This is a genomic window from Streptomyces endophyticus, from assembly GCF_035798155.1.
Classification (GTDB): domain Bacteria; phylum Actinomycetota; class Actinomycetes; order Streptomycetales; family Streptomycetaceae; genus Streptomyces; species Streptomyces endophyticus.
Genome location: NZ_JAOZYC010000149.1, coordinates 127521 through 150599, shown reverse-complemented (window position 1 = coordinate 150599; position 23079 = coordinate 127521). Strand labels below are relative to the sequence as shown.

Annotated in this window: 18 protein-coding genes; 17 read left to right on the top strand and 1 reads right to left on the bottom strand. The window is 69.2% G+C overall.

Features of this window, described 5'->3' with window-relative positions; genetic code table 11:
• The first annotated feature begins 25 nt into the window (after positions 1-25).
• From OKJ99_RS29625 to recQ, 14 genes are all read left to right on the top strand, one after another.
• Positions 26-580 carry a NuoB/complex I 20 kDa subunit family protein gene (locus OKJ99_RS29625; RefSeq protein ID WP_326020977.1) on the top strand — a complete coding sequence of 185 codons (555 nt, stop codon included), beginning with the start codon at positions 26-28 and terminating at the stop codon, positions 578-580.
• The gene (locus OKJ99_RS29620) at positions 577-1326 is read left to right on the top strand and encodes an NADH-quinone oxidoreductase subunit C (protein ID WP_326020975.1); all 750 of its coding nucleotides are present in this window, start codon (positions 577-579) and stop codon (positions 1324-1326) included. Before OKJ99_RS29625 ends, OKJ99_RS29620 begins: the two co-directional genes overlap by 4 nt.
• Positions 1323-2654, top strand: a complete 1332-nt coding sequence (locus tag OKJ99_RS29615; RefSeq protein WP_326020974.1) for an NADH-quinone oxidoreductase subunit D — start codon at positions 1323-1325, stop codon at positions 2652-2654. Before OKJ99_RS29620 ends, OKJ99_RS29615 begins: the two co-directional genes overlap by 4 nt.
• The gene (nuoE, locus tag OKJ99_RS29610; protein ID WP_326020973.1) at positions 2651-3511 is read left to right on the top strand and encodes an NADH-quinone oxidoreductase subunit NuoE; all 861 of its coding nucleotides are present in this window, start codon (positions 2651-2653) and stop codon (positions 3509-3511) included. Before OKJ99_RS29615 ends, nuoE begins: the two co-directional genes overlap by 4 nt.
• Positions 3508-4878: an NADH-quinone oxidoreductase subunit NuoF gene (nuoF, locus tag OKJ99_RS29605; RefSeq protein ID WP_326020972.1), complete on the top strand. Its 1371-nt coding sequence runs from the start codon at positions 3508-3510 to the stop codon at positions 4876-4878. The genes nuoE and nuoF overlap by 4 nt, the downstream gene beginning before the upstream one ends.
• Positions 4875-7376: an NADH-quinone oxidoreductase subunit G gene (locus OKJ99_RS29600; RefSeq protein WP_326020971.1), complete on the top strand. Its 2502-nt coding sequence runs from the start codon at positions 4875-4877 to the stop codon at positions 7374-7376. Before nuoF ends, OKJ99_RS29600 begins: the two co-directional genes overlap by 4 nt.
• Entirely contained in the window at positions 7373-8746 is a 1374-nt protein-coding gene (gene nuoH / locus OKJ99_RS29595) for an NADH-quinone oxidoreductase subunit NuoH (protein ID WP_326020969.1), read from the top strand. The genes OKJ99_RS29600 and nuoH overlap by 4 nt, the downstream gene beginning before the upstream one ends.
• The gene (gene nuoI, locus OKJ99_RS29590; RefSeq protein ID WP_326020968.1) at positions 8739-9362 is read left to right on the top strand and encodes an NADH-quinone oxidoreductase subunit NuoI; all 624 of its coding nucleotides are present in this window, start codon (positions 8739-8741) and stop codon (positions 9360-9362) included. Before nuoH ends, nuoI begins: the two co-directional genes overlap by 8 nt.
• Positions 9359-10201: an NADH-quinone oxidoreductase subunit J gene (locus OKJ99_RS29585; RefSeq protein WP_326020966.1), complete on the top strand. Its 843-nt coding sequence runs from the start codon at positions 9359-9361 to the stop codon at positions 10199-10201. Before nuoI ends, OKJ99_RS29585 begins: the two co-directional genes overlap by 4 nt.
• Positions 10198-10497: an NADH-quinone oxidoreductase subunit NuoK gene (nuoK, locus tag OKJ99_RS29580; protein WP_020130147.1), complete on the top strand. Its 300-nt coding sequence runs from the start codon at positions 10198-10200 to the stop codon at positions 10495-10497. The genes OKJ99_RS29585 and nuoK overlap by 4 nt, the downstream gene beginning before the upstream one ends.
• A 17-nt stretch (positions 10498-10514) precedes the next feature.
• Positions 10515-12416, top strand: coding sequence for an NADH-quinone oxidoreductase subunit L (gene nuoL, locus OKJ99_RS29575; protein WP_326020964.1), 1902 nt, complete (start codon positions 10515-10517; stop codon positions 12414-12416).
• A 5-nt stretch (positions 12417-12421) separates the two neighbouring features.
• On the top strand, positions 12422-13996 hold the full coding sequence (locus tag OKJ99_RS29570; RefSeq protein WP_326020963.1) for an NADH-quinone oxidoreductase subunit M: 1575 nt from the start codon (positions 12422-12424) through the stop codon (positions 13994-13996).
• 8 nt (positions 13997-14004) lie between these two features.
• On the top strand, positions 14005-15669 hold the full coding sequence (nuoN, locus tag OKJ99_RS29565) for an NADH-quinone oxidoreductase subunit NuoN (protein WP_326020961.1): 1665 nt from the start codon (positions 14005-14007) through the stop codon (positions 15667-15669).
• A gap of 182 nt (positions 15670-15851) precedes the next feature.
• Complete coding sequence (gene recQ / locus OKJ99_RS29560; RefSeq protein ID WP_407700788.1) at positions 15852-17813, top strand: DNA helicase RecQ; 1962 nt, start codon at positions 15852-15854, stop codon at positions 17811-17813.
• 220 nt (positions 17814-18033) lie between these two features.
• Here the strand turns inward: recQ and fahA are convergent, their stop codons facing one another.
• The gene (fahA, locus tag OKJ99_RS29555; RefSeq protein WP_326020959.1) at positions 18034-19323 is read right to left on the bottom strand and encodes a fumarylacetoacetase; all 1290 of its coding nucleotides are present in this window, start codon (positions 19321-19323) and stop codon (positions 18034-18036) included.
• Positions 19324-19586: 263 nt separating this feature from the next.
• Between fahA and OKJ99_RS29550 the strand changes: the two genes are divergently transcribed.
• From OKJ99_RS29550 to OKJ99_RS29540, 3 genes are all read left to right on the top strand, one after another.
• Positions 19587-20837, top strand: a complete 1251-nt coding sequence (locus OKJ99_RS29550) for a carboxylate--amine ligase (protein WP_407700787.1) — start codon at positions 19587-19589, stop codon at positions 20835-20837.
• 67 nt (positions 20838-20904) lie between these two features.
• Positions 20905-22107, top strand: coding sequence for an FAD-dependent oxidoreductase (locus OKJ99_RS29545; protein ID WP_326020955.1), 1203 nt, complete (start codon positions 20905-20907; stop codon positions 22105-22107).
• Between the two features lie 156 nt (positions 22108-22263).
• Positions 22264-23067 carry an HAD family hydrolase gene (locus OKJ99_RS29540; RefSeq protein WP_326020953.1) on the top strand — a complete coding sequence of 268 codons (804 nt, stop codon included), beginning with the start codon at positions 22264-22266 and terminating at the stop codon, positions 23065-23067.
• Positions 23068-23079: the final 12 nt, after the last annotated feature.

The window sequence follows — 23079 nt, the reverse complement described above, 5'->3', positions numbered from 1 at the left end:
AGGGGAGACCAGGAGCCACAGACCAATGGGACTCGAAGAAAAGCTGCCGAGCGGATTCCTGCTGACCACCGTCGAGCAGGCCGCGGGCTGGGTGCGCAAGTCGTCCGTCTTTCCCGCCACGTTCGGGCTCGCTTGTTGCGCCATCGAAATGATGACGACGGGCGCGGGCCGCTACGACCTGGCGCGGTTCGGCATGGAGGTCTTCCGCGGATCGCCTCGCCAGGCGGACCTGATGATCGTGGCCGGGCGGGTGAGCCAGAAGATGGCGCCCGTCCTTCGCCAGGTCTATGACCAGATGCCGAACCCCAAGTGGGTCATCTCCATGGGTGTCTGCGCATCCTCCGGCGGGATGTTCAACAACTACGCGATCGTGCAGGGCGTCGACCATGTCGTCCCGGTCGACATCTATCTGCCCGGTTGCCCGCCCCGGCCCGAGATGCTGGTGGACGCGATTCTCAAGCTCCATCAGAAGATCCAGACCTCCAAGCTCGGCGTGAACGCCGAGGAGGCGGCCCGCGAGGCGGAGGAAGCGGCGCTCAAGGCGCTCCCGACGATCGAGATGAAGGGGCTGCTGCGGTGAGCGACGCACACAGCAACGGGGTCAACCCCGAAAAGGGCCGTGATTCGTCAAGCGCCTCCAACCTCCCAGGGCAGCGCGGGGATCAGGGCGAGGAGATCCGCGTCCAGCGCGGCATGTTCGGCGCCAACAACGGCGGCGACACCTCCGGCTACGGCGGCCTCGTCCGCTCGGTCCGGCTGCCCGGCGAAACCTCCCGCCCCTACGGCGGCTGGTTCGACGAGGTGGCGGACGAGCTGGAGGGCGCCCTGGAGGAACAGGGCCTCGTCCCCGAGAACGCCATCGACAAGACGGTCGTCGACCGCGACGAGCTCACCTTCCACATCGAGCGCGAGCACCTGGTCCGCGTCGCCCGCACCCTGCGCGACGACCCGGCCCTGCGCTTCGAGCTGTGCACGGGGGTCTCGGCGGTGCACTACCCCGAGGACAAGGGCCGCGAGCTGCACGCCGTCTACCACCTGCGCTCGATCACCCACAACCGGTTGATCCGCATCGAGGTCTCCGCGCCCGACGCGGACCCGCACGTCCCGTCCCTGGTCCCGGTGTATCCGACGAACGACTGGCACGAGCGCGAGGCGTACGACTTCTTCGGGCTCGTCTTCGACGGCCACCCGGCGCTGACGCGAATCATGATGCCGGACGACTGGCAGGGCTTCCCGCAGCGCAAGGACTATCCCCTCGGCGGCATCCCCGTCGAGTACAAGGGCGCCCAGATCCCGGCTCCGGACCAGCGGAGGTCGTACTCGTGACCACTCCTTCTGCAGCTTCCGCGTCTCCCCGCGAGACCACCGAAGGCACCGTCTACACGGTCACCGGAGGTGACTGGGACGAGGTCGCCCAGGCGGCGGCCAAGTCCGACGACGAGCGCATCATCGTCAACATGGGGCCGCAACACCCGTCCACACACGGTGTGTTGCGTCTGATCCTGGAGATCGACGGCGAGACGGTCACCGAGGCCCGCTGCGGCATCGGCTACCTCCACACCGGCATCGAGAAGAACCTCGAGTACCGCACGTGGACCCAGGGCACCACGTTCGTGACGCGCATGGACTACCTCACGCCGTTCTACAACGAGACGGCGTACTGCCTCGCCGTCGAGAAGCTCCTCGGCATCGAGGACGAGGTCCCGGACCGCGCCAGCATCATCCGCGTGCTCCTCATGGAGCTGAACCGGTTGTCCTCGCACCTGGTGGCCATCGCCACCGGCGGCATGGAGCTCGGTGCGACCACGATCATGATCTACGGATTCCGCGATCGTGAACTCGTTCTCGACATCTACGAGTTGATCACCGGCCTGCGGATGAACCACGCGTACATCCGGCCCGGCGGGCTCGCCCAGGACCTGCCGCCCGGCGCGGTGGACCAGCTCCGCGAGTTCGTGAAGAAGATGAAGAAGAACCTTCCCGAGTACGACAAGCTCGCCACCGGGAACCCCATCTTCAAGGCCCGTATGCAGGACGTCGGCTACCTCGACCTCGCGGGCTGCATGGCCCTCGGCGCCACAGGACCGGTCCTGCGCTCCGCCGGCCTGCCGCACGACCTGCGCAAGGCGCAGCCGTACTGCGGCTACGAGAACTACGAGTTCGACATCCCGACCGCCGACACCTGCGACTCCTACGGGCGCTTCCTGATCCGCCTGGAGGAGATGCGCCAGTCGCTGCGCATCGTCGAGCAGTGCCTGGACCGCCTGGAGCCGGGTCCGGTCATGGTCGGCGACAAGAAGATCGCCTGGCCCGCCCAACTGGCCCTCGGCCCGGACGGTCTCGGCAACTCGCTCGACCACATCAAGAACATCATGGGCACCTCCATGGAGGCCCTCATCCACCACTTCAAGCTGGTGACCGAGGGCTTCCGCGTCCCGCCGGGACAGGCCTACACGGCCGTGGAGTCGCCCAAGGGCGAGCTGGGTGTGCACGCCGTGTCCGATGGCGGCACCCGCCCGTTCAGGGTCCACTACCGCGACCCGTCCTTCACCAACCTTCAGGCCATGGCGGCGATGTGCGAGGGCGGCCAGGTCGCCGACGTCATCGTCGCCGTCGCGTCCATCGACCCCGTGATGGGAGGCGTCGACCGGTGACCACCAGTTCTTCGGAGCAGGGCGTGAGTCTGGGCATGCCACAGCTGCCCGCGCCCGCGTACCCGGACGACGTCCGAACCCGCCTGGAGGCCGACGCGAAGGAGATCGTCTCCCGCTATCCCGGCTCCCGCTCGGCGCTGCTTCCGCTGCTGCACCTCGTGCAGTCGGAGGAGGGGCATGTGACGCGCACCGGAATGCAGTTCTGCGCGGACACGCTCGGCCTGACCACCGCCGAGGTCACGGCCGTCGCGACCTTCTACACGATGTACCGCAGGAAGCCGAGCGGCGACTATCAAGTGGGCGTCTGCACCAACACGTTGTGCGCCGTTATGGGCGGCGACGCCATCTTCGAGTCGCTCCAGGAGCACCTCGGTGTCGGCAACAACGGCACCACGGACGACGGCAAGATCACGCTGGAGCACATCGAGTGCAACGCCGCTTGTGATTTCGCTCCCGTAGTGATGGTCAACTGGGAGTTCTTCGACAACCAGACGCCCGAGACCGCCAAGCGGCTCGTCGACGACCTGCGCACGGACGCCGAGGTGTCACCCACGCGCGGAGCTCCCTTGTGCACCTTCAAGGAGACCGCGCGCATCCTGGCCGGTTTCCCCGACGAGCGGGCCGGAGCCGTCGAGGCCGGTGGCAGCGCGGGGCCCGCCTCGCTGATCGGGCTCCGCCTGGCCAAGGGTGAGGCGCCGCCCGCGCGCGTGGTCCACCCGCGCGGCGAGAACGTCGAGGGCGAGCCGCCCCACGACCCGTCGCCCACCGAGCACTTGAGCTCGCACGACGCGCCGCAGGACACATCGGCGTCCGACCCGCAGCACCCAGCTGGACCGACCGCCGAGGAGGGGGAGTGATGACCTTGGCAGCCGAGATCGAGAACAACGACACCAGCCCGGAGAAGCTGCTCTCTCCGGTCCTGTCGGCCTTCTGGGACCAGGACAAGTCCTGGTCTTTGGATGTGTACCGCCGGCACGAGGGATACGAGGGACTGCGCAAGGCCCTCGCCATGGCGCCGGACGACCTGATCGCGTATGTGAAGGACTCGGGGCTCCGCGGGCGTGGTGGTGCCGGGTTCCCGACCGGGATGAAGTGGCAGTTCATCCCGCAGGGAGACGGCAAACCGCACTATCTAGTTGTCAACGCCGACGAATCGGAGCCGGGGACCTGCAAGGACATCCCGCTCCTCTTCGCGAACCCGCACAGCCTCATCGAGGGCATCGTGATCGCTTGTTACGCGATCCGTTCCGAGCACGCGTTCATCTACTTGCGCGGTGAAGTGGTCCCCGTACTGCGGCGCTTGCACGAGGCCGTGCGCGAGGCCTACGCCGCGGGGTATCTCGGGCAGAACGTCCTGGGCAGCGGTCTCAACCTCGAACTCACCGTGCACGCCGGCGCGGGCGCGTACATCTGTGGTGAGGAGACCGCACTCCTGGACTCGCTCGAAGGCCGCCGTGGTCAGCCGCGACTCCGTCCCCCCTTCCCCGCCGTCGCCGGCCTCTACGCCTGCCCCACTGTGGTGAACAACGTCGAGTCCATCGCGTCGGTTCCCGCAATCATCAATCGGGGGAAGGACTGGTTCAAATCGATGGGGAGCGAGAAGTCGCCCGGCTTCACGCTCTACTCGCTCAGCGGCCACGTCGCGGGCCCCGGCCAGTACGAGGCCCCGCTCGGCATCACGCTGCGCCAGCTGCTCGACATGAGCGGCGGCATGCGGCCGGGACACCGGCTCAAGTTCTGGACCCCGGGCGGCAGTTCGACCCCGATGTTCACCGAGGAGCACCTCGACGTGCCCCTCGACTACGAGGGTGTCGGCGCCGCCGGATCGATGCTCGGCACCAAGGCGTTGCAGTGCTTCGACGAGACGACCTGCGTCGTGCGCGCGGTCACGAGGTGGACCGAGTTCTACGCCCACGAGTCCTGCGGCAAGTGCACGCCGTGCCGTGAAGGAACGTACTGGCTCGTGCAGTTGCTGCGGGACATCGAGGCCGGCAAGGGCACGATGTCCGACCTCGACAAGCTGAACGACATCGCCGACAACATCAACGGCAAGTCGTTCTGCGCCCTCGGCGACGGCGCCGCCTCGCCGATCTTCTCCTCGCTCAAGTACTTCCGCGAGGAGTACGAGCAGCACATCACGGGCAAGGCCTGCCCCTTCGACCCGGCCAGGTCCACGCTGTGGGCCGGCCGGGGCGACAAGCACCGCACGGAGGTGAACGCATGACTGTGACCACTAGCGCTCCCTCCGGGGGCGGCGAGGCGGCGGTCCCGCCCGAAGACCTCGTGTCGTTGACGATCGACGGGATCGAGATCAGCGTCCCCAAGGGGACCCTGGTCATCCGGGCCGCCGAGATGCTCGGCATCGAGATCCCGCGCTTCTGCGACCACCCGCTGCTCGACCCGGCTGGCGCCTGCCGGCAGTGCATCGTGGAGGTGGAGGGCCAGCGCAAGCCGATGGCGTCCTGCACCATCACCTGCACCGACGGCATGGTGGTCAAGAGCCAGCTCTCCTCCCCGGTCGCCGAGAAGGCGCAGAAGGGGGTCATGGAGCTGCTGCTCATCAACCACCCCCTCGACTGCCCGGTCTGCGACAAGGGCGGCGAGTGTCCGCTGCAGAACCAGGCGATGTCGCACGGGCAGTCCGACTCGCGCTTCGAGGGGAAGAAGCGCACCTACGAGAAGCCGGTCCCGATCTCGAAGCAGGTGCTGCTCGACCGCGAGCGGTGCGTACTGTGCGCGCGCTGCACCCGGTTCTCCAACCAGATCGCGGGCGACCCGATGATCGAGCTGATCGAGCGCGGCGCGCTCCAGCAGGTCGGCACGGGTGAGGGTGACCCCTTCGAGTCGTACTTCTCCGGGAACACCATCCAGATCTGCCCGGTCGGCGCGCTGACCTCGGCGGCGTACCGGTTCCGCTCCCGCCCCTTCGACCTCGTGTCGTCGCCGTCGGTGTGCGAGCACTGCGCGGGCGGCTGTGCGACCCGCACCGACCACCGGCGCGGCAAGGTCATGCGCCGCCTCGCGGCCGACGACCCCGAGGTCAACGAGGAGTGGATCTGCGACAAGGGCCGCTTCGGCTTCCGCTACGCGCAGAAGCCCGACCGGCTCACCCACCCCCTCGTACGGGACGCGGAGAGCGGTGAACTGCGGCCCGCTTCCTGGCCGGAGGCGCTGGAGACCGCCGCGCGCGGGCTCGCCGCCGCCCGTGGCCGGGCCGGCGTGCTCACCGGTGGCCGCCTCACCGTCGAGGACGCCTACGCGTACAGCAAGTTCGCGCGCATCGCCCTCGACACGAACGACATCGATTTCCGCGCGCGCGTGCACAGCAGCGAGGAAGCCGACTTCCTGGCGGCACGCGTCGCCGGTCGCGGCCGCGACCTGGACGGCAGCGGGGTCACGTACAAGGCGCTGGAGAAGGCGCCCGCCGTCCTCCTCGTCGGGTTCGAGTCGGAGGAGGAGGCGCCCGGCGTCTTCCTCAAGCTCCGCAAGGCGTGGCGGGGACACGGACAGAAGGTCTACTCGCTTTCTACGTATGCGACGCGCGGCCTGGAGAAGGCGGGTGGCACGCTGCTGCCCGCCGCTCCCGGCACCGAGCCCGAGTGGCTCGACGCGCTCGCCTCCGGTGTTGACCTCGAAGGCGGGGGAGCGGACGCCGCGCAGGCGCTGCGCGGCGAAGGCGCCGTGATCGTCGTCGGCGAGCGGGTCGCGGCCGTGGCAGGCGGTCTCACCGCCGCCGTACGGGCCGCGTCCGCGACCGGGGCCGAACTGGTGTGGATCCCGCGCCGGGCCGGTGAGCGCGGCGCCGTCGAGGCGGGCGCGCTGCCGTCGCTGCTGCCGGGCGGCAGGCCCGTGACCGACCCGCGCGCGCGGGACCAGGTCGCCGCCGCCTGGGGTGTGGCCGAACTGCCGCACCGCTTCGGGCGGGACACCGGGCAGATCGTGGAGGCCGCGGCCACCGGTGAACTGCACGCCCTTGTGGTGGCCGGGGTAGAGGTCGCCGACCTGCCCGCTCCGGCACGCGCGCGTGAAGCGCTTCACGAGGTGGGTTTCCTGATCTCCCTGGAGCAGCGGCCCAGTGAGGTCACCGACCACGCCGACGTCGTCCTTCCGGTGGCCGCGGTCGCCGAGAAGGCGGGCACGTTCCTCAACTGGGAGGGGCGCGCCCGGATGTTCGAGGCCGCGCTGAAGCCCGACCAGATGACGCGTCGCGTCGCGCCCACGGACGCGCGCGTGCTGCAGATGGTGGCGGACGCCATGGACGTCCACCTGGGGCTCCCCGATCTGCGTTCGCTGCGCGGCGAGTTGGACCGTCTGGGCAACTGGGACGGACCGCACGCGACCGAGCCCCAGGAGACGACAGGCCAGCTGCCGCGCCCCTCCTCCGGAGAGGCCGTCCTCGCCGGACACCGGCTGCTGCTCGACCTGGGCCGCCTCCAGGAGGGCGACGACGCTCTTGCCGGGACCCGGCACGCCGCCCACGCGCGCGTGTCCGCCGCGACCGCCGCGGAGGCGGGCGTGAAGGACGGCGACGTACTGACGGTCACCGGGGCACTGGGCAGCGTCGCGTTCCCGCTCCAGGTCACCGAGATGCCCGACCGCGTCGTGTGGCTGCCGCTCAACTCCGAGGGCGGCGGCGTCGCTTCGGACACAGGGGCCGTCCCCGGCGACCTGGTGAAGATCGGCCCGGCCGTCGCCGCCGGAGCCCCGGAGGTGCAGTCATGAACGCGCTCGCTCTGGAAGACCTCTCCATGTTCGGCCGCGACCCCTGGTGGCTCGTCGTCGTCAAGGCCGTCTTCTGCTTCGCCTTCCTGATGTTGACCGTGCTGTTCTCCATCGTGTGGGAGCGCAAGGTCGTCGCCTGGATGCAGCTGCGCATCGGCCCGAACCGGCACGGCCCCTGGGGCATGCTCCAGTCGCTCGCCGACGGCATGAAGCTGATGCTCAAGGAAGACGTGGTCGTCAAGCGCGCGGACAAGGTGGTCTACATCCTCGCGCCGGTCATCGCGGCGATCCCCGCCTTCATGGCGATCGCCGTGATCCCGTTCGGCCCGGCGGGCAACGAGGTCTCGATCTTCGGCCAGCGCACGACGATGCAGCTCACCGACCTGCCGATCGCGATGCTCTACATCCTCGCGGTCGCCTCCGTCGGCATCTACGGCATCGTCCTCGCGGGCTGGTCGTCCGGGTCGACGTATCCGCTGCTCGGTGGTCTGCGCTCCTGCGCGCAGATGATCTCGTACGAGATCGCGATGGGCGCGGCCTTCGCGTCGGTGTTCCTCTACTCGGGCTCGATGTCGACCTCGGAGATCGTCGCCCAGCAGCACGACCGCTGGTACATCGTGCTGCTGCCGGTGTCGTTCCTGATCTACATCGTGACGATGGTCGGCGAGACGAACCGTGCGCCGTTCGACATGCCGGAGTCCGAGGGTGACCTCGTCGGCGGCTTCAACACCGAGTACTCGTCCATCAAGTTCGCGATGTTCATGCTCGCCGAGTATGTGAACATGGTGACGGTCTCGGCGGTGTCCGTGACGCTCTTCCTGGGCGGCTGGCGCGCACCATGGCCGATCTCCACGTTCTGGGAGGGCGCGAACCACGGCTGGTGGCCGATGCTCTGGTTCGTCATCAAGGTCCAGCTGCTGCTGTTCTTCTTCATCTGGCTGCGCGGCACGCTGCCCCGCGTCCGCTACGACCAGCTGATGAAGCTCGGCTGGAAGGTCCTCATCCCGGTCTCCGTGGTGTGGCTGATGCTGGTGGCGACCGTGCGGACGCTGCGCAACGAGAACTACGACTTCGCCTCCATCGCCCTGTACGTCGGCGCCGCGATCCTTGTGGTCCTGATCCTTTCGTTCGTCGTGGACATCTTCCGCGACCGCGGGGCCAAGCAGCGCGAGGCCGCCGAAGAGCCCGTCGCCTTCGACCCGATGGCGGGCGGGTTCCCCGTGCCGCCGCTGCCCGGACAGACACTGCCGCCCGTGCCACGCAGGAGCCCCCGCCGGGAGCGGGAGCTGATTGTCAGTGGTGGCCCCGATACTCAGAGTGACGAGTCGCTTGGCGGATCTCGCGAAGGAAAGGAGGCGTCCGATGGCTGACGAGACCAACTCCGGCCAGCAGAAGGACACCGAGCCGGGGTTCCAGAATCCCGTCGCCGGCTTCGGCGTGACCTTCAAGGCCATGTTCAAGAAGCGGCTGACCGAGCAGTACCCGGAGCAACCGAAGACCACTGCTCCCCGCTTTCACGGCAGGCACCAGCTCAACCGCCATCCGGACGGCCTGGAGAAGTGCATCGGCTGCGAGCTGTGCGCCTGGGCCTGCCCGGCGGACGCGATCTACGTGGAGGGCGCGGACAACACGGAGGAGGAGCGCTACTCGCCGGGTGAGCGCTACGGCCGCGTCTACCAGATCAACTACGCCCGCTGCATTCTGTGCGGACTGTGCATCGAGGCGTGCCCCACGCGCGCGCTGACGATGACGAACGAGTTCGAGCTGGCCGACAGCAGCCGCGCCAACCTCATCTACACCAAGGAGCAGCTGCTGTCCGGGCTCGACGAGGGCATGGTCGACAGCCCGCACTCGATCTTCCCCGGCACGGACGAGCAGGACTACTACCGGGGTCTCGTCACCGAGGCGGCGCCCGGCACGGAGCGCCAAGTGGCCGTCTCCAAGGGCGAGAAGCCCTCCGAGGACGCGGAGGGGGTGGACGTATGAGCGCGCAACTCACCGCGACAGCCACGCTCGCCGCGGGCACCTCCACCGGTGAGGCCTTCCAGTTCTGGATCCTCGGCACGGTCGCCGTCATCGGCGCCCTGTGCACGATCCTGATGAAGAAGGCCGTGCACAGCGCCCTGTGCCTGGCGGGCACCATGATCATCCTGGCGATCTTCTACCTGGCCAACGGGGCGTACTTCCTGGGCATCGTGCAGATCGTCGTCTACACGGGCGCGATCATGATGCTGTTCCTCTTCGTGGTGATGCTCGTCGGCGTCACCGCGGCCGACTCCCTGACGGAGACCATCAAGGGGCAGCGCTGGCTCGCCGCCCTGTGCGGGCTCGGCTTCGGGGTGCTGCTCATCGCGGGGATCGGCCAGGCCTCGCTGAAGCAGTTCAACGGCCTCGGCAAGGCGAACGCCGGGGGGAACGTGGAGGGCCTCGCGTCCCTCATCTTCACCAAGTACGTCTTCGCCTTCGAGATCACCGGCGCCCTGCTGATCACGGCCACCGTCGGCGCGATGGTGCTCACGCACCGCGAGCGCACCGAACGGGCCAAGACACAGCGCGAGTTGGCGGAGGAGCGGGTGCGCGAGGGCAAGCACCTCCCGCCGCTGCCCGCCCCGGGCGTCTACGCCCGGCACAACGCGGTGGACATCGCCGGCCTGCTGCCCGACGGCACCCCCTCGGAGCTCACGGTCATGCAGACGCTGCGCGAGCGCGGTCAGATCCGGGATGTCTCCGGTGAGGCGATGAGTGATCTGAAGGCTCTGGAGCAGCGGTCGTCCGACCGCCTGGAGCGCTCGGACCGCGACCGGGCCGAGGAGGCGTCGAAGTGAATCCGGTCAACTACCTGTATCTCGCCGCCCTGTTGTTCACGATCGGCGCCACCGGCGTGCTCATCAGGCGGAACGCGATCGTCGTGTTCATGTGCATCGAGCTGATGCTGAACGCGTGCAACCTCGCGTTCGTCACGTTCTCCCGTATGCACGGCAATCTCGACGGCCAGATCATCGCGTTCTTCACGATGGTCGTCGCCGCCGCCGAGGTCGTGGTCGGGCTCGCGATCATCGTGTCGCTGTTCCGTTCCCGCCACTCGGCCTCGGTCGACGACGCCAGCCTGATGAAGCTGTAAGGGGTCGCTGAACCGCTATGAACGCAGAGAACCTGATTGCGCTGCTCGTCGCAGCGCCACTGCTCGGAGCGGCTGTACTGCTGTGCGGTGGGCGGGCGTTGGACCGGGTGGGTCATCTGCTCGGCACGCTGCTCGCGGCCGTCTCCTTCGTGATCGCCGTCGTGCTCTTCACCGACATGCTCGGCAAGGGCCCGGAGGACCGCACGCTCAGTCAGCACCTGTTCAGCTGGATCCCCGTCGAGGGCTTCCAGGCGGACGTCGCCTTCCAGCTGGACCAGCTGTCGATGACGTTCGTCCTGCTGATCTCCGGTGTGGGCACGCTGATCCACCTGTACTCGATCGGGTACATGGAGCACGACGAGCGGCGCCGCCGCTTCTTCGGCTACCTGAACCTGTTCGTCGCGGCGATGCTCCTCCTGGTCATCGCCGACAACTACCTGCTCCTGTACGTCGGCTGGGAGGGCGTGGGACTCGCCTCGTACCTGCTCATCGGCTTCTGGCAGCACAAGCCGAGCGCGGCCACCGCCGCGAAGAAGGCGTTCCTGGTCAACCGCGTCGGCGACATGGGTCTGTCGATCGCGATCATGCTGATGTTCACGACGTTCGGAACGTTCGCCTTCAAGCCGGTGCTCGACAGCGTCGGTGACACCGGCGAGGGCAAGCTGACCGCGATCGGCCTGATGCTGCTGCTCGCCGCGTGCGGCAAGTCGGCCCAGGTGCCGCTGCAGTCCTGGCTCGGGGACGCGATGGAGGGCCCGACCCCGGTCTCGGCCCTCATCCACGCCGCGACCATGGTGACCGCGGGCGTCTACCTGATCGTCCGTTCCGGCGCGATCTTCAACGGGGCGCCGGACGCGCAGCTCGTCGTCACCATCGTCGGCGCGGTCACGCTGCTGTTCGGTGCGATCGTCGGTTGCGCGAAGGACGACATCAAGAAGGCGCTCGCCGGTTCGACGATGTCGCAGATCGGCTACATGATCCTCGCCGCGGGCCTCGGCCCCATCGGCTATGTGTTCGCGATCATGCACCTGGTCACGCACGGCTTCTTCAAGGCGGGTCTGTTCCTCGGTGCCGGTTCGGTCATGCACGGCATGAACGACGAGGTGGACATGCGGAAGTACGGCGCGCTGCGCAAGTACATGCCGGTCACCTTCGTGACGTTCGGCCTCGGGTATCTGGCGATCATCGGTTTCCCGGGTCTGTCCGGCTTCTTCTCCAAGGACAAGATCATCGAGGCGGCGTTCGCCAAGGGCGGCACCGAGGGCTGGATCCTCGGCTCCGTGGCTCTCCTTGGCGCGGCGATCACCGCGTTCTACATGACCCGCGTGATGATCATGACCTTCTTCGGGGAGAAGCGCTGGCAGCCCGATGCGGAGGGTCACGAGCCGCACCCGCACGAGTCCCCGTCCTCCATGACGATCCCGATGATCGTGCTCGCGGTCGGCTCGGTCTTCGCCGGTGGCTTCTTCTCCATCGGGGACCGCTTCCTGCACTGGCTGGAGCCCATCACCGGGCACGACCACGGGCACGCGCCCATCAGCGCGGGCGTGGTCACCGGAGCCACCATGGTGTGCCTGGTGATCGGTGTGGGTCTCGCCTGGGTCCAGTACGGGCGCCGAGAGGTCCCGGTGGTCGCCCCGCGCGGCTCGCTGCTCACCCGCGCCGCGCGGCGTGACCTGCTCCAGGACGACTTCAACCACGTCGTCCTGGTGCGCGGCGGCGAGCACCTGACGCGCTCCCTCGTGTACGTCGACCACACCTTGGTCGACGGGGTGGTCAACGGGACGGCGGCCTCGGTCGGCGGCCTCTCCGGTCGGCTGCGCAAACTCCAGAACGGCTACGTGCGCTCGTACGCCGTCTCGATGTTCGGCGGCGCGGCGGTCATTGCCGCGGTGACCCTGCTGATGAGGGCGGTCTGATACCGATGTCTTTTCCTTTGCTGACAGCGACGGCGGTACTGCCAGCCGTGGGCGCGATCGCCACGGCCGCCGTGCCGGCGAAGCAGCGCACCGCGGCCAAGTGGCTCGCGCTGCTGTTCTCGCTCGCCACCCTGGTGCTCGCGGCGGTGGTCGCGGTCCGCTTCGACCCGGGCGGCGGACGCTTCCAGCTCACCGAATCCCACGCGTGGATCGCGGACTTCGGGGTCCGCTACGAAGTGGGCGTGGACGGCATCGGGGTGGCGCTCATCGCGCTGACCGCGCTGCTGATCCCGTTCGTGATCCTCGCGGGCTGGCACGACGCCGACCCGCAGGAGACCGGTAACACGAGGTGGCGGCCGACGCAGGGCTTCTTCGCCCTGATCCTCCTCGTCGAGGCGATGGTGGTCATCTCCTTCGCGGCCACCGACGTCTTCCTGTTCTACATCTTCTTCGAAGCCATGCTCATCCCGATGTACTTCCTCATCGGCGGCTTCGGGGACCGGGCGGGCCCGCACGGCGAGAAGGAGGCCGCGACCCAACGCTCGTACGCGGCCGTGAAGTTCCTCCTCTACAACCTCGTCGGCGGCCTCATCATGCTGGCGGCCGTCATCGGCCTCTACGTAGTGGCGGGGAACTTCTCGCTCCAGGAGATCGCCGCCGCGCGGGCCAATGGCTCGCTCGACATGGCGACCAACACCGAGCGGTTGCTCTTCCTGGGCTTCTTCTTCGCCTTCGCGGTGAAGGCCCCGCTGTGGCCGCTGCACACCTGGCTGCCGAACGCGATGGGGGAGGCCACCACCCCGGTCGCCGTACTCATCACGGCAGTCGTCGACAAGGTCGGCACGTTCGCGATGCTCCGCTTCTGCCTCCAGCTCTTCCCGGAGGCGAGCAAGTGGGCGACGCCGGCGATCCTGGTGCTCGCCCTGATCAGCATCGTCTACGGGGCGTTGCTCGCGGTCGGCCAGCGCGACATCAAGCGTCTGATCGCCTACGCGTCGATCTCGCACTTCGGCTTCATCATCATGGGCATCTTCGCGATGACCAGCCAGGGCCAGTCCGGCGCGACGCTCTACATGGTCAACCACGGTATTTCGACCGCCGCGTTGATGCTGGTCGCCGGGTTCCTGATCTCGCGGCGCGGCTCGCGGCTCATCGCGGACTACGGGGGCGTGCAGAAGGTCGCCCCGGTGCTCGCCGGTACGTTCCTGATCGGCGGCCTCGCCACGCTCTCGCTGCCGGGCCTCGCGCCCTTCGTGAGTGAATTCCTGGTCCTGGTCGGCACGTTCACGCGCTACCCGGTGATCGGCATCATCGCCACCTTCGGCATCGTGCTCGCCGCGCTCTACACGCTGGTCCTCTACCAGCGCACCATGACGGGCCCGGTGAAGCCGTCGACCGAGGGCATCGCGGATCTGCGGGTGCGTGAGCTCGCGGTCGTGGTCCCGCTGATCGGCGTACTGATCTTCCTGGGCGTCTACCCGAAGCCGCTCACCGAGCTGGTGAACCCGGCGGTCAAGCACACCCTGTCCGACGTCCACAAGAAGGACCCGAAGCCGGAAGTGGAGGCGGCTCACAAATGAGTGCGCTGGTGAGTGCTTCTTCCGTCCACAGCCTGTGGACAACGGCAGCTGCTGGGCCTATTCAAGAAGGGATCTCCAAGATCGACGCACCGAAGATCGAGTACGCGCAATTGTCGCCGACCTTGATCGTCATTGGTGCCGCCGTCGTGGGGATCCTGGTCGAGGCCCTGGTGCCGCGCCGTTCCCGCTACTACGTGCAGGTGTTCCTCGCCGTCGTCGCGCTCGCGGCCGCCTTCGCGGCGGTCGTGGGGCTCGCGGCCGGCGGCTACGGGACGACGAAGGCGCACATCGCGGCCATGGGTGCGATCGCCGTCGACGGCCCGGCGCTGTTCCTCCAAGGGACCATCCTGCTGTCCGGCCTCGTCGCGATCTTCACGTTCGCCGAGCGGCGGCTCGACCCGGAGGCGCACGGCAACCGCGTCGACTCGTTCGCCGCGCAGGCCGCCTCCGTGCCCGGCAGTGACAGCGAAAAGGCGGCCATAAAGGCCGGGTTCACCACCACCGAGGTGTTTCCGCTGGCGCTCTTCGCGATCGGCGGCATGCTGGTCTTCCCCTCGGCGAACGACCTGTTGACGCTGTTCATCGCCCTGGAAGTCTTCTCGCTCCCGCTGTACCTGCTGTGCGCAGTGGCCCGCCGCAAGCGGCTCATGTCGCAGGAGGCCGCGGTCAAGTACTTCCTGCTCGGCGCCTTCGCGTCCGCCTTCACCCTGTTCGGCATCGCGCTCCTGTACGGCTACGCGGGCTCCGTCTCGTACGCCACGATCGCGAGCGTCGTCGACGGCTCGATCCAGAACGTGGACCCGGCCCTCGCCGACACCATGGGCAACGACGCGCTGCTGCTCATCGGCATGGCGCTGGTCGGCATGGGCCTGCTGTTCAAGGTCGGCGCCGTCCCGTTCCACATGTGGACGCCGGACGTGTACCAGGGCGCGCCGACGCCGGTGACCGGGTTCATGGCGGCGGCCACGAAGGTTGCGGCCTTCGGCGCGCTGCTGCGACTGCTGTACGTCGTCCTGCCGGGGATGCGCTGGGACTGGCGTCCTGTCATGTGGGCCGTCGCCATCGTCACGATGCTGGGTGGCGCGATCGTGGCGATCACGCAGACCGACATCAAGCGGCTGCTCGCGTACTCGTCGATCGCGCACGCCGGCTTCATCCTGGCCGGTGTCATCGCGACGACGCCCGACGGGGTCTCGTCGGTCCTCTTCTACCTGGCCGCGTACTCCTTCGTGACCATCGGCGCCTTCGCCGTGGTGACGCTGGTGCGCGACGCGGGGGGCGAGGCGACGCACCTGTCGAAGTGGGCTGGGCTCGGGCGCAGGTCCCCACTGGTGGCGGCGGTCTTCGCGGTGTTCCTGCTGGCCTTCGCCGGTATCCCGCTCACCTCCGGGTTCGCGGGCAAGTTCGCCGTGTTCAAGGCGGCGGCCGAGGGCGGCGCGGGCGTGCTCGTCGTGGTCGGTGTCGTGTCCTCGGCGATCGCCGCGTTCTTCTACATCCGCGTGATCGTCCTCATGTTCTTCAGCGAGCCGAAGACGGACGGCCCGACCGTGGCCGTGCCGTCGCCGCTGACCATGACGACGATCGGGGTGGGCGTCGCGGTCACGATCGTGCTGGGCGTCGCGCCGCAGTACTTCCTGGACCTGGCAGGTCAGGCCGGGGTGTTCGTGCGGTAGCGATACCGCCGTCGCGCGCAGTGGAAGCCCGGTCCCCCAAGGGGACCGGGCTTCCCTGTGTGCGGGGCGCACCCCCAACCTGTGGATAACTTTTCGGGGTGTCAGTCCGGACCCCTATCGTTACTGGAGAAGTCGAGACGAGCTGGACGCACGGGGACAGGGCGATGGACGGGACACAGGGTATGAGCGAGGTGACCGGGAGCGAGGCGCTAGCCACGCTCCACCGGGTCTTCGGGTACGACGCTTTCCGCGGTGAGCAGGAAGCGATCATCGAGCACGTGGTGGGCGGTGGGGACGCCGTCGTACTCATGCCGACCGGTGGCGGCAAATCGCTGTGCTACCAGATCCCGGCGATGGTCAGAGCCGGTACGGGGATCGTCGTCTCGCCCCTGATCGCCCTGATGCAGGACCAGGTGGACGCGCTGCGGGCGGTCGGAGTGCGCGCCGGGTTCATGAACTCGACGCAGGACTTCGAGGAGCGCCGCCTCGTGGAGGCCGAGTTCCTCGCGGGCGAGCTCGACCTGCTCTATCTGGCGCCGGAGCGGCTGCGCCTCGACTCCACGCTCGGGCTGCTGTCGCGCGGCAAGATCTCCGTCTTCGCGATCGACGAGGCGCACTGCGTCGCGCAATGGGGCCACGACTTCCGTCCCGACTATCTGACCCTGTCCGTGCTCGGCCAGAACTGGCCCGACGTGCCGCGCATCGCCCTCACCGCGACGGCGACGCACGCCACGCACCAGGAGATCACCCAGCGCCTCGGCATGCCGGACGCCAAGCACTTCGTGGCGAGCTTCGACCGGCCCAACATCCAGTACCGCATCGTCGGCAAGGCCGACCCGAAGAAGCAGCTGCTCGGCTTCCTCAAGCAGGAGCACGAGGGCGACGCCGGCATCGTCTACTGCCTGTCCCGCAAGTCCGTGGAGGCGACGGCCGAGTTCCTCAGTCGCAACGGGATCGAGGCGGTGCCGTACCACGCGGGCCTGGACGCGGGCACGCGTGCGAGGCACCAGTCGCGGTTCCTGCGCGAGGAGGGCCTGGTCGTCTGCGCGACCATCGCGTTCGGCATGGGCATCGACAAGCCGGACGTACGGTTCGTCGCCCACCTCGACCTGCCGAAGTCCGTCGAGGGCTACTACCAGGAGACCGGCCGCGCCGGGCGTGACGGCCTGCCGTCGACGGCGTGGATGGCGTACGGGCTGCAGGACGTGGTCCAGCAGCGGAAGCTGATCAACATGGGGGAGGGGGACGAGGCGTTCCGGCGCCGGGCCTCCGCCCACCTCGACTCGATGCTGGCGCTGTGCGAGACGGCGCGGTGCCGCCGGTCCCAACTGCTCACGTACTTCGGGCAGGAAGGCGCCGAGGCCTGCGGCAACTGCGACACGTGCCTGTCGCCGCCCGAGACGTGGGACGGCACGGTCGCCGCGCAGAAGATCCTCTCCACCGTGGTGCGGCTGGAGAGAGAGCGGCGACAGAAGTTCGGCGCGGGCCAGATCATCGACATCCTGCTCGGCAAGCGGAGCGCCAAGGTCATCCAGTTCGACCACGACCAGCTCTCCGTCTTCGGTATCGGTGAGGAGCTCGCCGAGGCCGAATGGCGGGGCGTGGTGCGGCAGTTGCTGGCGCAGGGGCTCATCGCGGTCGAGGGGGAGTACGGGACGCTGGTGCTCACCGAGGAGAGCGGCACCGTGCTGGGGCGGCAGCGGGAGGTGCGGCTGCGCAAGGAGCCGAAGCCGGCGCCTCGTGCGGCGGCGGCCCGAGAGCGGAAGGCGAAGTCGCCCGCGGTCGAGCTGCCGGCGGAGGTGGCGCCGGTCTTCGAGGCGCTGCGGGCCTGGCGCGGGGCGCAGGCGAAGGAGAACGGGGTGCCGGCGTACGTCATCTTCCAGAACGCGACGCTCAGCGAGATCGCGCTGCAACAGCCGACGTCGCTTGCCCAGTTGGGGGCGATCGGCGGCGTCGGCGAGAAGAAGCTGGCGACGTGGGGGGAAGGTGTGCTGGGGGTTTTGGCGGGTCTGAGAGGTGAGGCGGCGCCGTCCGGTGTGGCGGGGTCCTCCGGGGCGGGCCGGGACGACGACCCCTGGCCCGACTATGTGGGCCAGGAGCCGCCGCCGGAGGATGAGCCGGTGCCGGAGGACGTCGACTGGTAGCACGGGGTGGGCGCCACGGGGCTCCGCCCCGGACCCCGCTGCTCAATCGCCGGCGGGGCTTGAATTGCCCGGACCCCGCTGGCTCTCGTCCCGGAGCGGGCTTGATGTTGCCCACTCGCCGCCCCCGCCTTGGGCAATCTGCCGCCTTGGGCGGCAGGGTGGGCAAGGCGGCCCCCGGTGCAGCGCAACGGTCAACGGCGGCGCCCGGCCCCGGTGTCGCTCAGGTGGTGGGCACGATGCGGCCCGTGACCTCGCCCAGGTGGACTCTCGCGCCGTCCGGGCCGGGGGCCCAGGCGGAGAGGGTGACCACGTCGCCGTCCTCCAGGAAGCCGCGCTTGCCGTCGGGGAGGTCGAGCGGCTGCTGCCCGTTCCAGGTGATCTCGATCAGGGAGCCGCGTTCGTTGTCCTCCGTGCCGCTGATCGTGCCTGAGCCGTAGAGGTCGCCGGTGCGCAGGGAGGCGCCGTTGACCGTCATATGGGCGAGCATCTGGGCGCCCGTCCAGTACATGCCGGAGAAGGGGGGTTCGGAGATGACCTGGCCGTTGAGGGTGACCGTGATGCGCAGGTCGTAGCCGGCGGGGTCGGCGGCCGCCTCGGGGCCGCTGTCGTCCAGGTACGGCAGCAGCGGCACCGACCGCTCCGGCGGGCCCACGCGGGCCGCTTCCAGGGCGTCGAGCGGGGTGATCCACGCGGAGATCGACGTCGCGAACGACTTGCCGAGGTGCGGGCCGAGCGGCACCGTCTCCCAGTTCTGGATGTCGCGCGCCGACCAGTCGTTGAGGAGGCAGAGGCCGAAGACGTGGTCCCGGTAGGAGGAGAGCGGGACCGGTGTGCCCTGCCGCGACGGGACGCCGACCACGTAGCCGACCTCCGTTTCGATGTCGAGGCGGACGGACGGGCCGAAGACAGGGGCCGGGTCGGCCGGGGCCTTGCGCTGGCCCGAGGGGCGCACCACGTCCGTGCCGGAGACGACGACCGTGCCGGAGCGGCCGTGGTAACCCACCGGAAGGTGCTTCCAGTTGGGCTTCAGGGGCTCCTCGTCGGGACGGAAGAGGCGGCCGAGGTTCGAGGCGTGGTTCTCGGACGCGTAGAAGTCGACGTAGTCCGCGACCTCGAACGGGAGGTGCAGGGTGACCGAGGAGAGGGGGTGCAGGAAGGGGCGGACGACCTCGCGGTGGGCCGGGACCGTGACCCAGGCCGTCAGGGCGCGGCGCACGTCCGACCAGGTCGTACGGCCTGCGGCCAGCAGGGAGTTGAGGCTCGGGCGGGCCAGGACCGAGACGTAGGGGGAGCCGAGGGCCGCGGCGGCGGCGCCCGCGTCCAGGACGTGGTCCCCTACCCGGACGCCCACCGAGCGCTCGCCGTCACCCGAGCCGTCTTCGGTGAGGGAGAAGACTCCGTACGGAAGGTTGTGCGGGCCGAAGGGGTGGCCTTCGGGAAGGTCGAGTGGGTCGAGACGGTCGAGCGGGGTGGGCTCGGACGCGGACTCTGAGGTGGCTGCGGGTGCCATGCCTGCGGGCCTCACTTTCCATTCGGGTGCGCCACACGTTACGTGGGAGGTACCGGTTTGCGGCAGTGCCTAAAGAGTTCGCAATGTCCGAATGACCCGTTGATGGAGTGGTGGGTTCCGGCTTAGCGTGATTGTCCGGTGGGCACGGACGGGGCTGGACTGCCCTGTATTCAGGGTCCGGGTATTCAGGGTCCGGGTCCGAGGGGGGACACGTGGGGGGACCCGTGGCCGGGAGCGCCGGGAGTGCCAGCAGCGCTGGAAGCGTGTCGTTGGCCGTGGACCGTGATGTCCCGGGCCTGATTGTCAAGTTCGGCGACTATCCGCTCCATCACGGAGGGGTGGGCGCGATCCGCAGTCTGGGGCGCCTCGGCGTGCCCATGTACGCGATCACCGAGGACCGCTACACGCCCGCGGCGGCCTCGCGCTATCTGTGCCGGTCCTTTCCCTGGCGTACGACGGGGACGGAGGGGCCGGAGCGGCTCGTCGACGGCCTGCTGCGCGTCGCCCGCCGGATCGGCCGGCCGACGGTGCTGATCCCGACTGACGAGGAGGCGGCGGTCCTCATCGCCGAACATCAGGACCCGCTCGCCGGCGCGGGCCTGCTCTTCCCGCGCGTGGAGCGGGAGTTGCCGCGCCGCCTCGCGAGCAAGCAGGGCCTGCACGAACTGTGCGTGGAGCACGGCATCCCGTCGCCGACGACCGCGTTCCCGGCGTCGTACGCGGACATCGAGGAGTTCGCGGTGCGGACCCGGTTTCCGGTCGTGGCGAAGAACCGGGAGGCGTTCACGCGGCGCTCGCAGCCCGCCGTCAACGGGACCACGAAGATCGCGTCACCGGAGGGACTGCGTCAACTCGCCCTCGACTGGGGCGAGAAGCCCGGCGTGATCCTCCAGGAGTATCTGCCGCGCGAGGACGCCGAGGACTGGATCGTGCACGCCTACTTCGACCAGGACTCCACGCCGCTCGCGATGTTCACCGGGGTCAAGGTCCGCTCCTGGCCACCGCACGCGGGCATGACGGCGAACGCGTATGTCGTCGACAATCCGGAACTCGCGGACGTCGCCGCACGTTTCATCAAACAGATCGGTTTCACCGGAATCATCGACCTCGACCTGCGCTTCGACCGGCGCGACGGACAGTACAAGCTGCTCGACTTCAATCCGCGGATGGGCGCCCAGTTCCGCCTCTTCGAGAACGAGGCGGGCGTCGACGTCGTCCGTGCCATGCACCTCGCACTCACCGGCCGCACCGTTCCGGAGGGGGAACAGCGGGCGGGACACCGCTACGTCGTCGAGAACATCGACCTGCCGGCCCTGCTGGCATACCGGCGCAGCGGCTATACGACCCCGCACGCCCCGTCCCGCGCGAGCGGCACGGAGCTGGCGTGGTGGGCGGCCGACGATCCGCGGCCGTTCTTCACGATGCTCGCCCGGCTCGTACGGCCGGGGGCCAAGCATCTGTACCAGCTGTGGCGGACCAACCGCCGCGGCGCCAGCACCGGTTCGGGCGCCTGACGCGGCGGCCGGACCGGAACGAAGTGAACGAAGTAGGTGACGCTACGTCGTCCTGGGGAGGGGCTTCGTGAATCATCCGGTAGCAGTCATAGGTGCAGGTCCCTACGGCCTGTCCACCGCGGCGCACTTGAGGGCGCGCGGGATACCCGTCAGGGTCTTCGGGGAACCCATGGTGAGCTGGCGCTCGCACATGCCCGAAGGCATGATCCTCAAGTCGGTGCCGTCCGCGTCGAACATCGACGCGCCGCAGCGCGGACACAAGCTGGTCGACTACTGCGATGCGGCAGGGATCAAGCGGCTCGTCACGGACGAGGACCTGATATCCGCCGACACGTTCGTGGAGTACGGCGACTGGTTCCAGAAGAAGTTGGTGCCCGACCTGGAGCAGGTGCGGGTCGTCTCCGTGGACCGGCGCGAGCGCGAGGGCTTCGAGCTGAAGCTGGACTCGGGCGAGCAGTTCACGGCGCGGGCGGTGGTCGTCGCCACCGGCCTGTCCGGCCTTGAGCACCTGCCGGGGGAGTTCGCCGCCGCCGTGCCGGACGGACCCACCCCCACGGGCCCGGTCTCGCACAGCGCGCAGCACCACGACCTGTCCCGGTTCGCCGGCAAGGAGCTGACCGTCGTCGGTGCGGGCCAGTCCGCCCTGGAGACGGCGGCGCTCGCGGCGGAGGCGGGCGCGAGCGTGACGGTGGTCGCGCGCGGCAAGGGCCGGGTCCGCTTCGGGGCGCCACCGTGGCACCAGCCGAGGTTCCGCCCGGAGACCCCGTTCGGCAACGCGTGGTCGCTCTACGCGCTCACGTACTACCCGCATCCGTACCGCCATCTCCCGCCGCAGGCACGGCACTTCCTGGTCAGGCGGGTGCTCGGGCCGCTGGGCGCGTGGTGGCTGAAGGATCGGTTCGAGGGCAAGGTCGCGGTCCGCGACGTCGCGGGGATCGAGCGGGTGACGGTGTCGCAGGGCGCGCCGGTCCTGAGCGTGCGGACGCTCGGCGGCCGCGCCGACGAGCTGTCCGCCGACCATGTCATCGCGGCGACGGGGTACCGGGTGGACCTGGCGGCGATGCCGTTCCTGGGGGAGGGGCTGCGCACGCGGCTCGCCACCAGCCGGGGCACGCCGCGGCTCGGCGCCGGCTATGTGTCGTCGGTCCCCGGCCTGTACTTCACGGGCATGCTGGGCGGGTCCTCGTACGGGCCTGTCATGCGCTTCGTCTGTGGCACGGAGTTCGCCTCGCCGCGGCTCGCCGGGCATCTGGCGTCGGCGCACGGTTGACCGGTGGCACCGACAACTACCGTGATGGTCACACCGGTTGACCCTGTCGGGGGTACCCCGAACAGATGACACGACCACGTCGTGACCGGCCGTACCTCGCCAGGGCGGCCGGTACTCGACGGGTCGGGGGCACGGCCGGTCCGTATTCTTCGGATCATGCCCGCACCCGCATATGCACTCATCGCCACGGACCTGGACGGCACGCTGCTGCGCGGCGACGACACGGTCTCCGACCGGACCCGCGGCGCCCTGGCGGCGGCCGTCGCCGCGGGCGCCCGGCACATCGTGGTGACGGGGCGGCCCGCGCCCCGCGTGAAGCCGATCCTCGACGACCTCGGCGGGAGCGGGCTCGCCGTGTGCGCGCAGGGGGCGCAGCTGTACGACGGCGTACGGGACCGGCTGCTGTGGTCGCTGACGATCGACCGGGATCTCGCCGAGCAGGCCCTGGGGAAGATCGAGGCCGAGGTCGGACAGGTGTACGCGGCCGTCGACCAGGACGGGGTGGAGGGCCTCACGCTCATCGAGCCCGGCTACCTCATGCCGCATCCGACGCTGCCCGCCGTACGGGTCCGTGGGCGCGCCGCGCTCTGGGAGCGGCCCATCAGCAAGGTGCTGCTGCGCCACCCGTCCCTGTCCGACGACGAGTTGGCGACGGTGGCGAGAGCCGCGGTGGGGCCGCTCGCCACCGTCACCATGTCGGGGCCCGGGACGGTCGAGCTGCAGCCGCGCGGCGTGACCAAGGCGACCGGGCTCAGCCTCGCGGCGGAGCGGATCGGGGTGGGGGCCGCCGACACGATTGCCTTCGGCGATATGCCGAATGATGTGCCGATGTTCGCGTGGGCGGGGCGGGGGGTTGCCGTGGCCAATGCGCATCCGGAGCTCAAGGGGGTGGCCGACGAGGTGACTTCGTCGAACGAGGAGGACGGGGTTGCGGTGGTGCTGGACCGTCTCTTCCGGTGACCCGTCCTCACG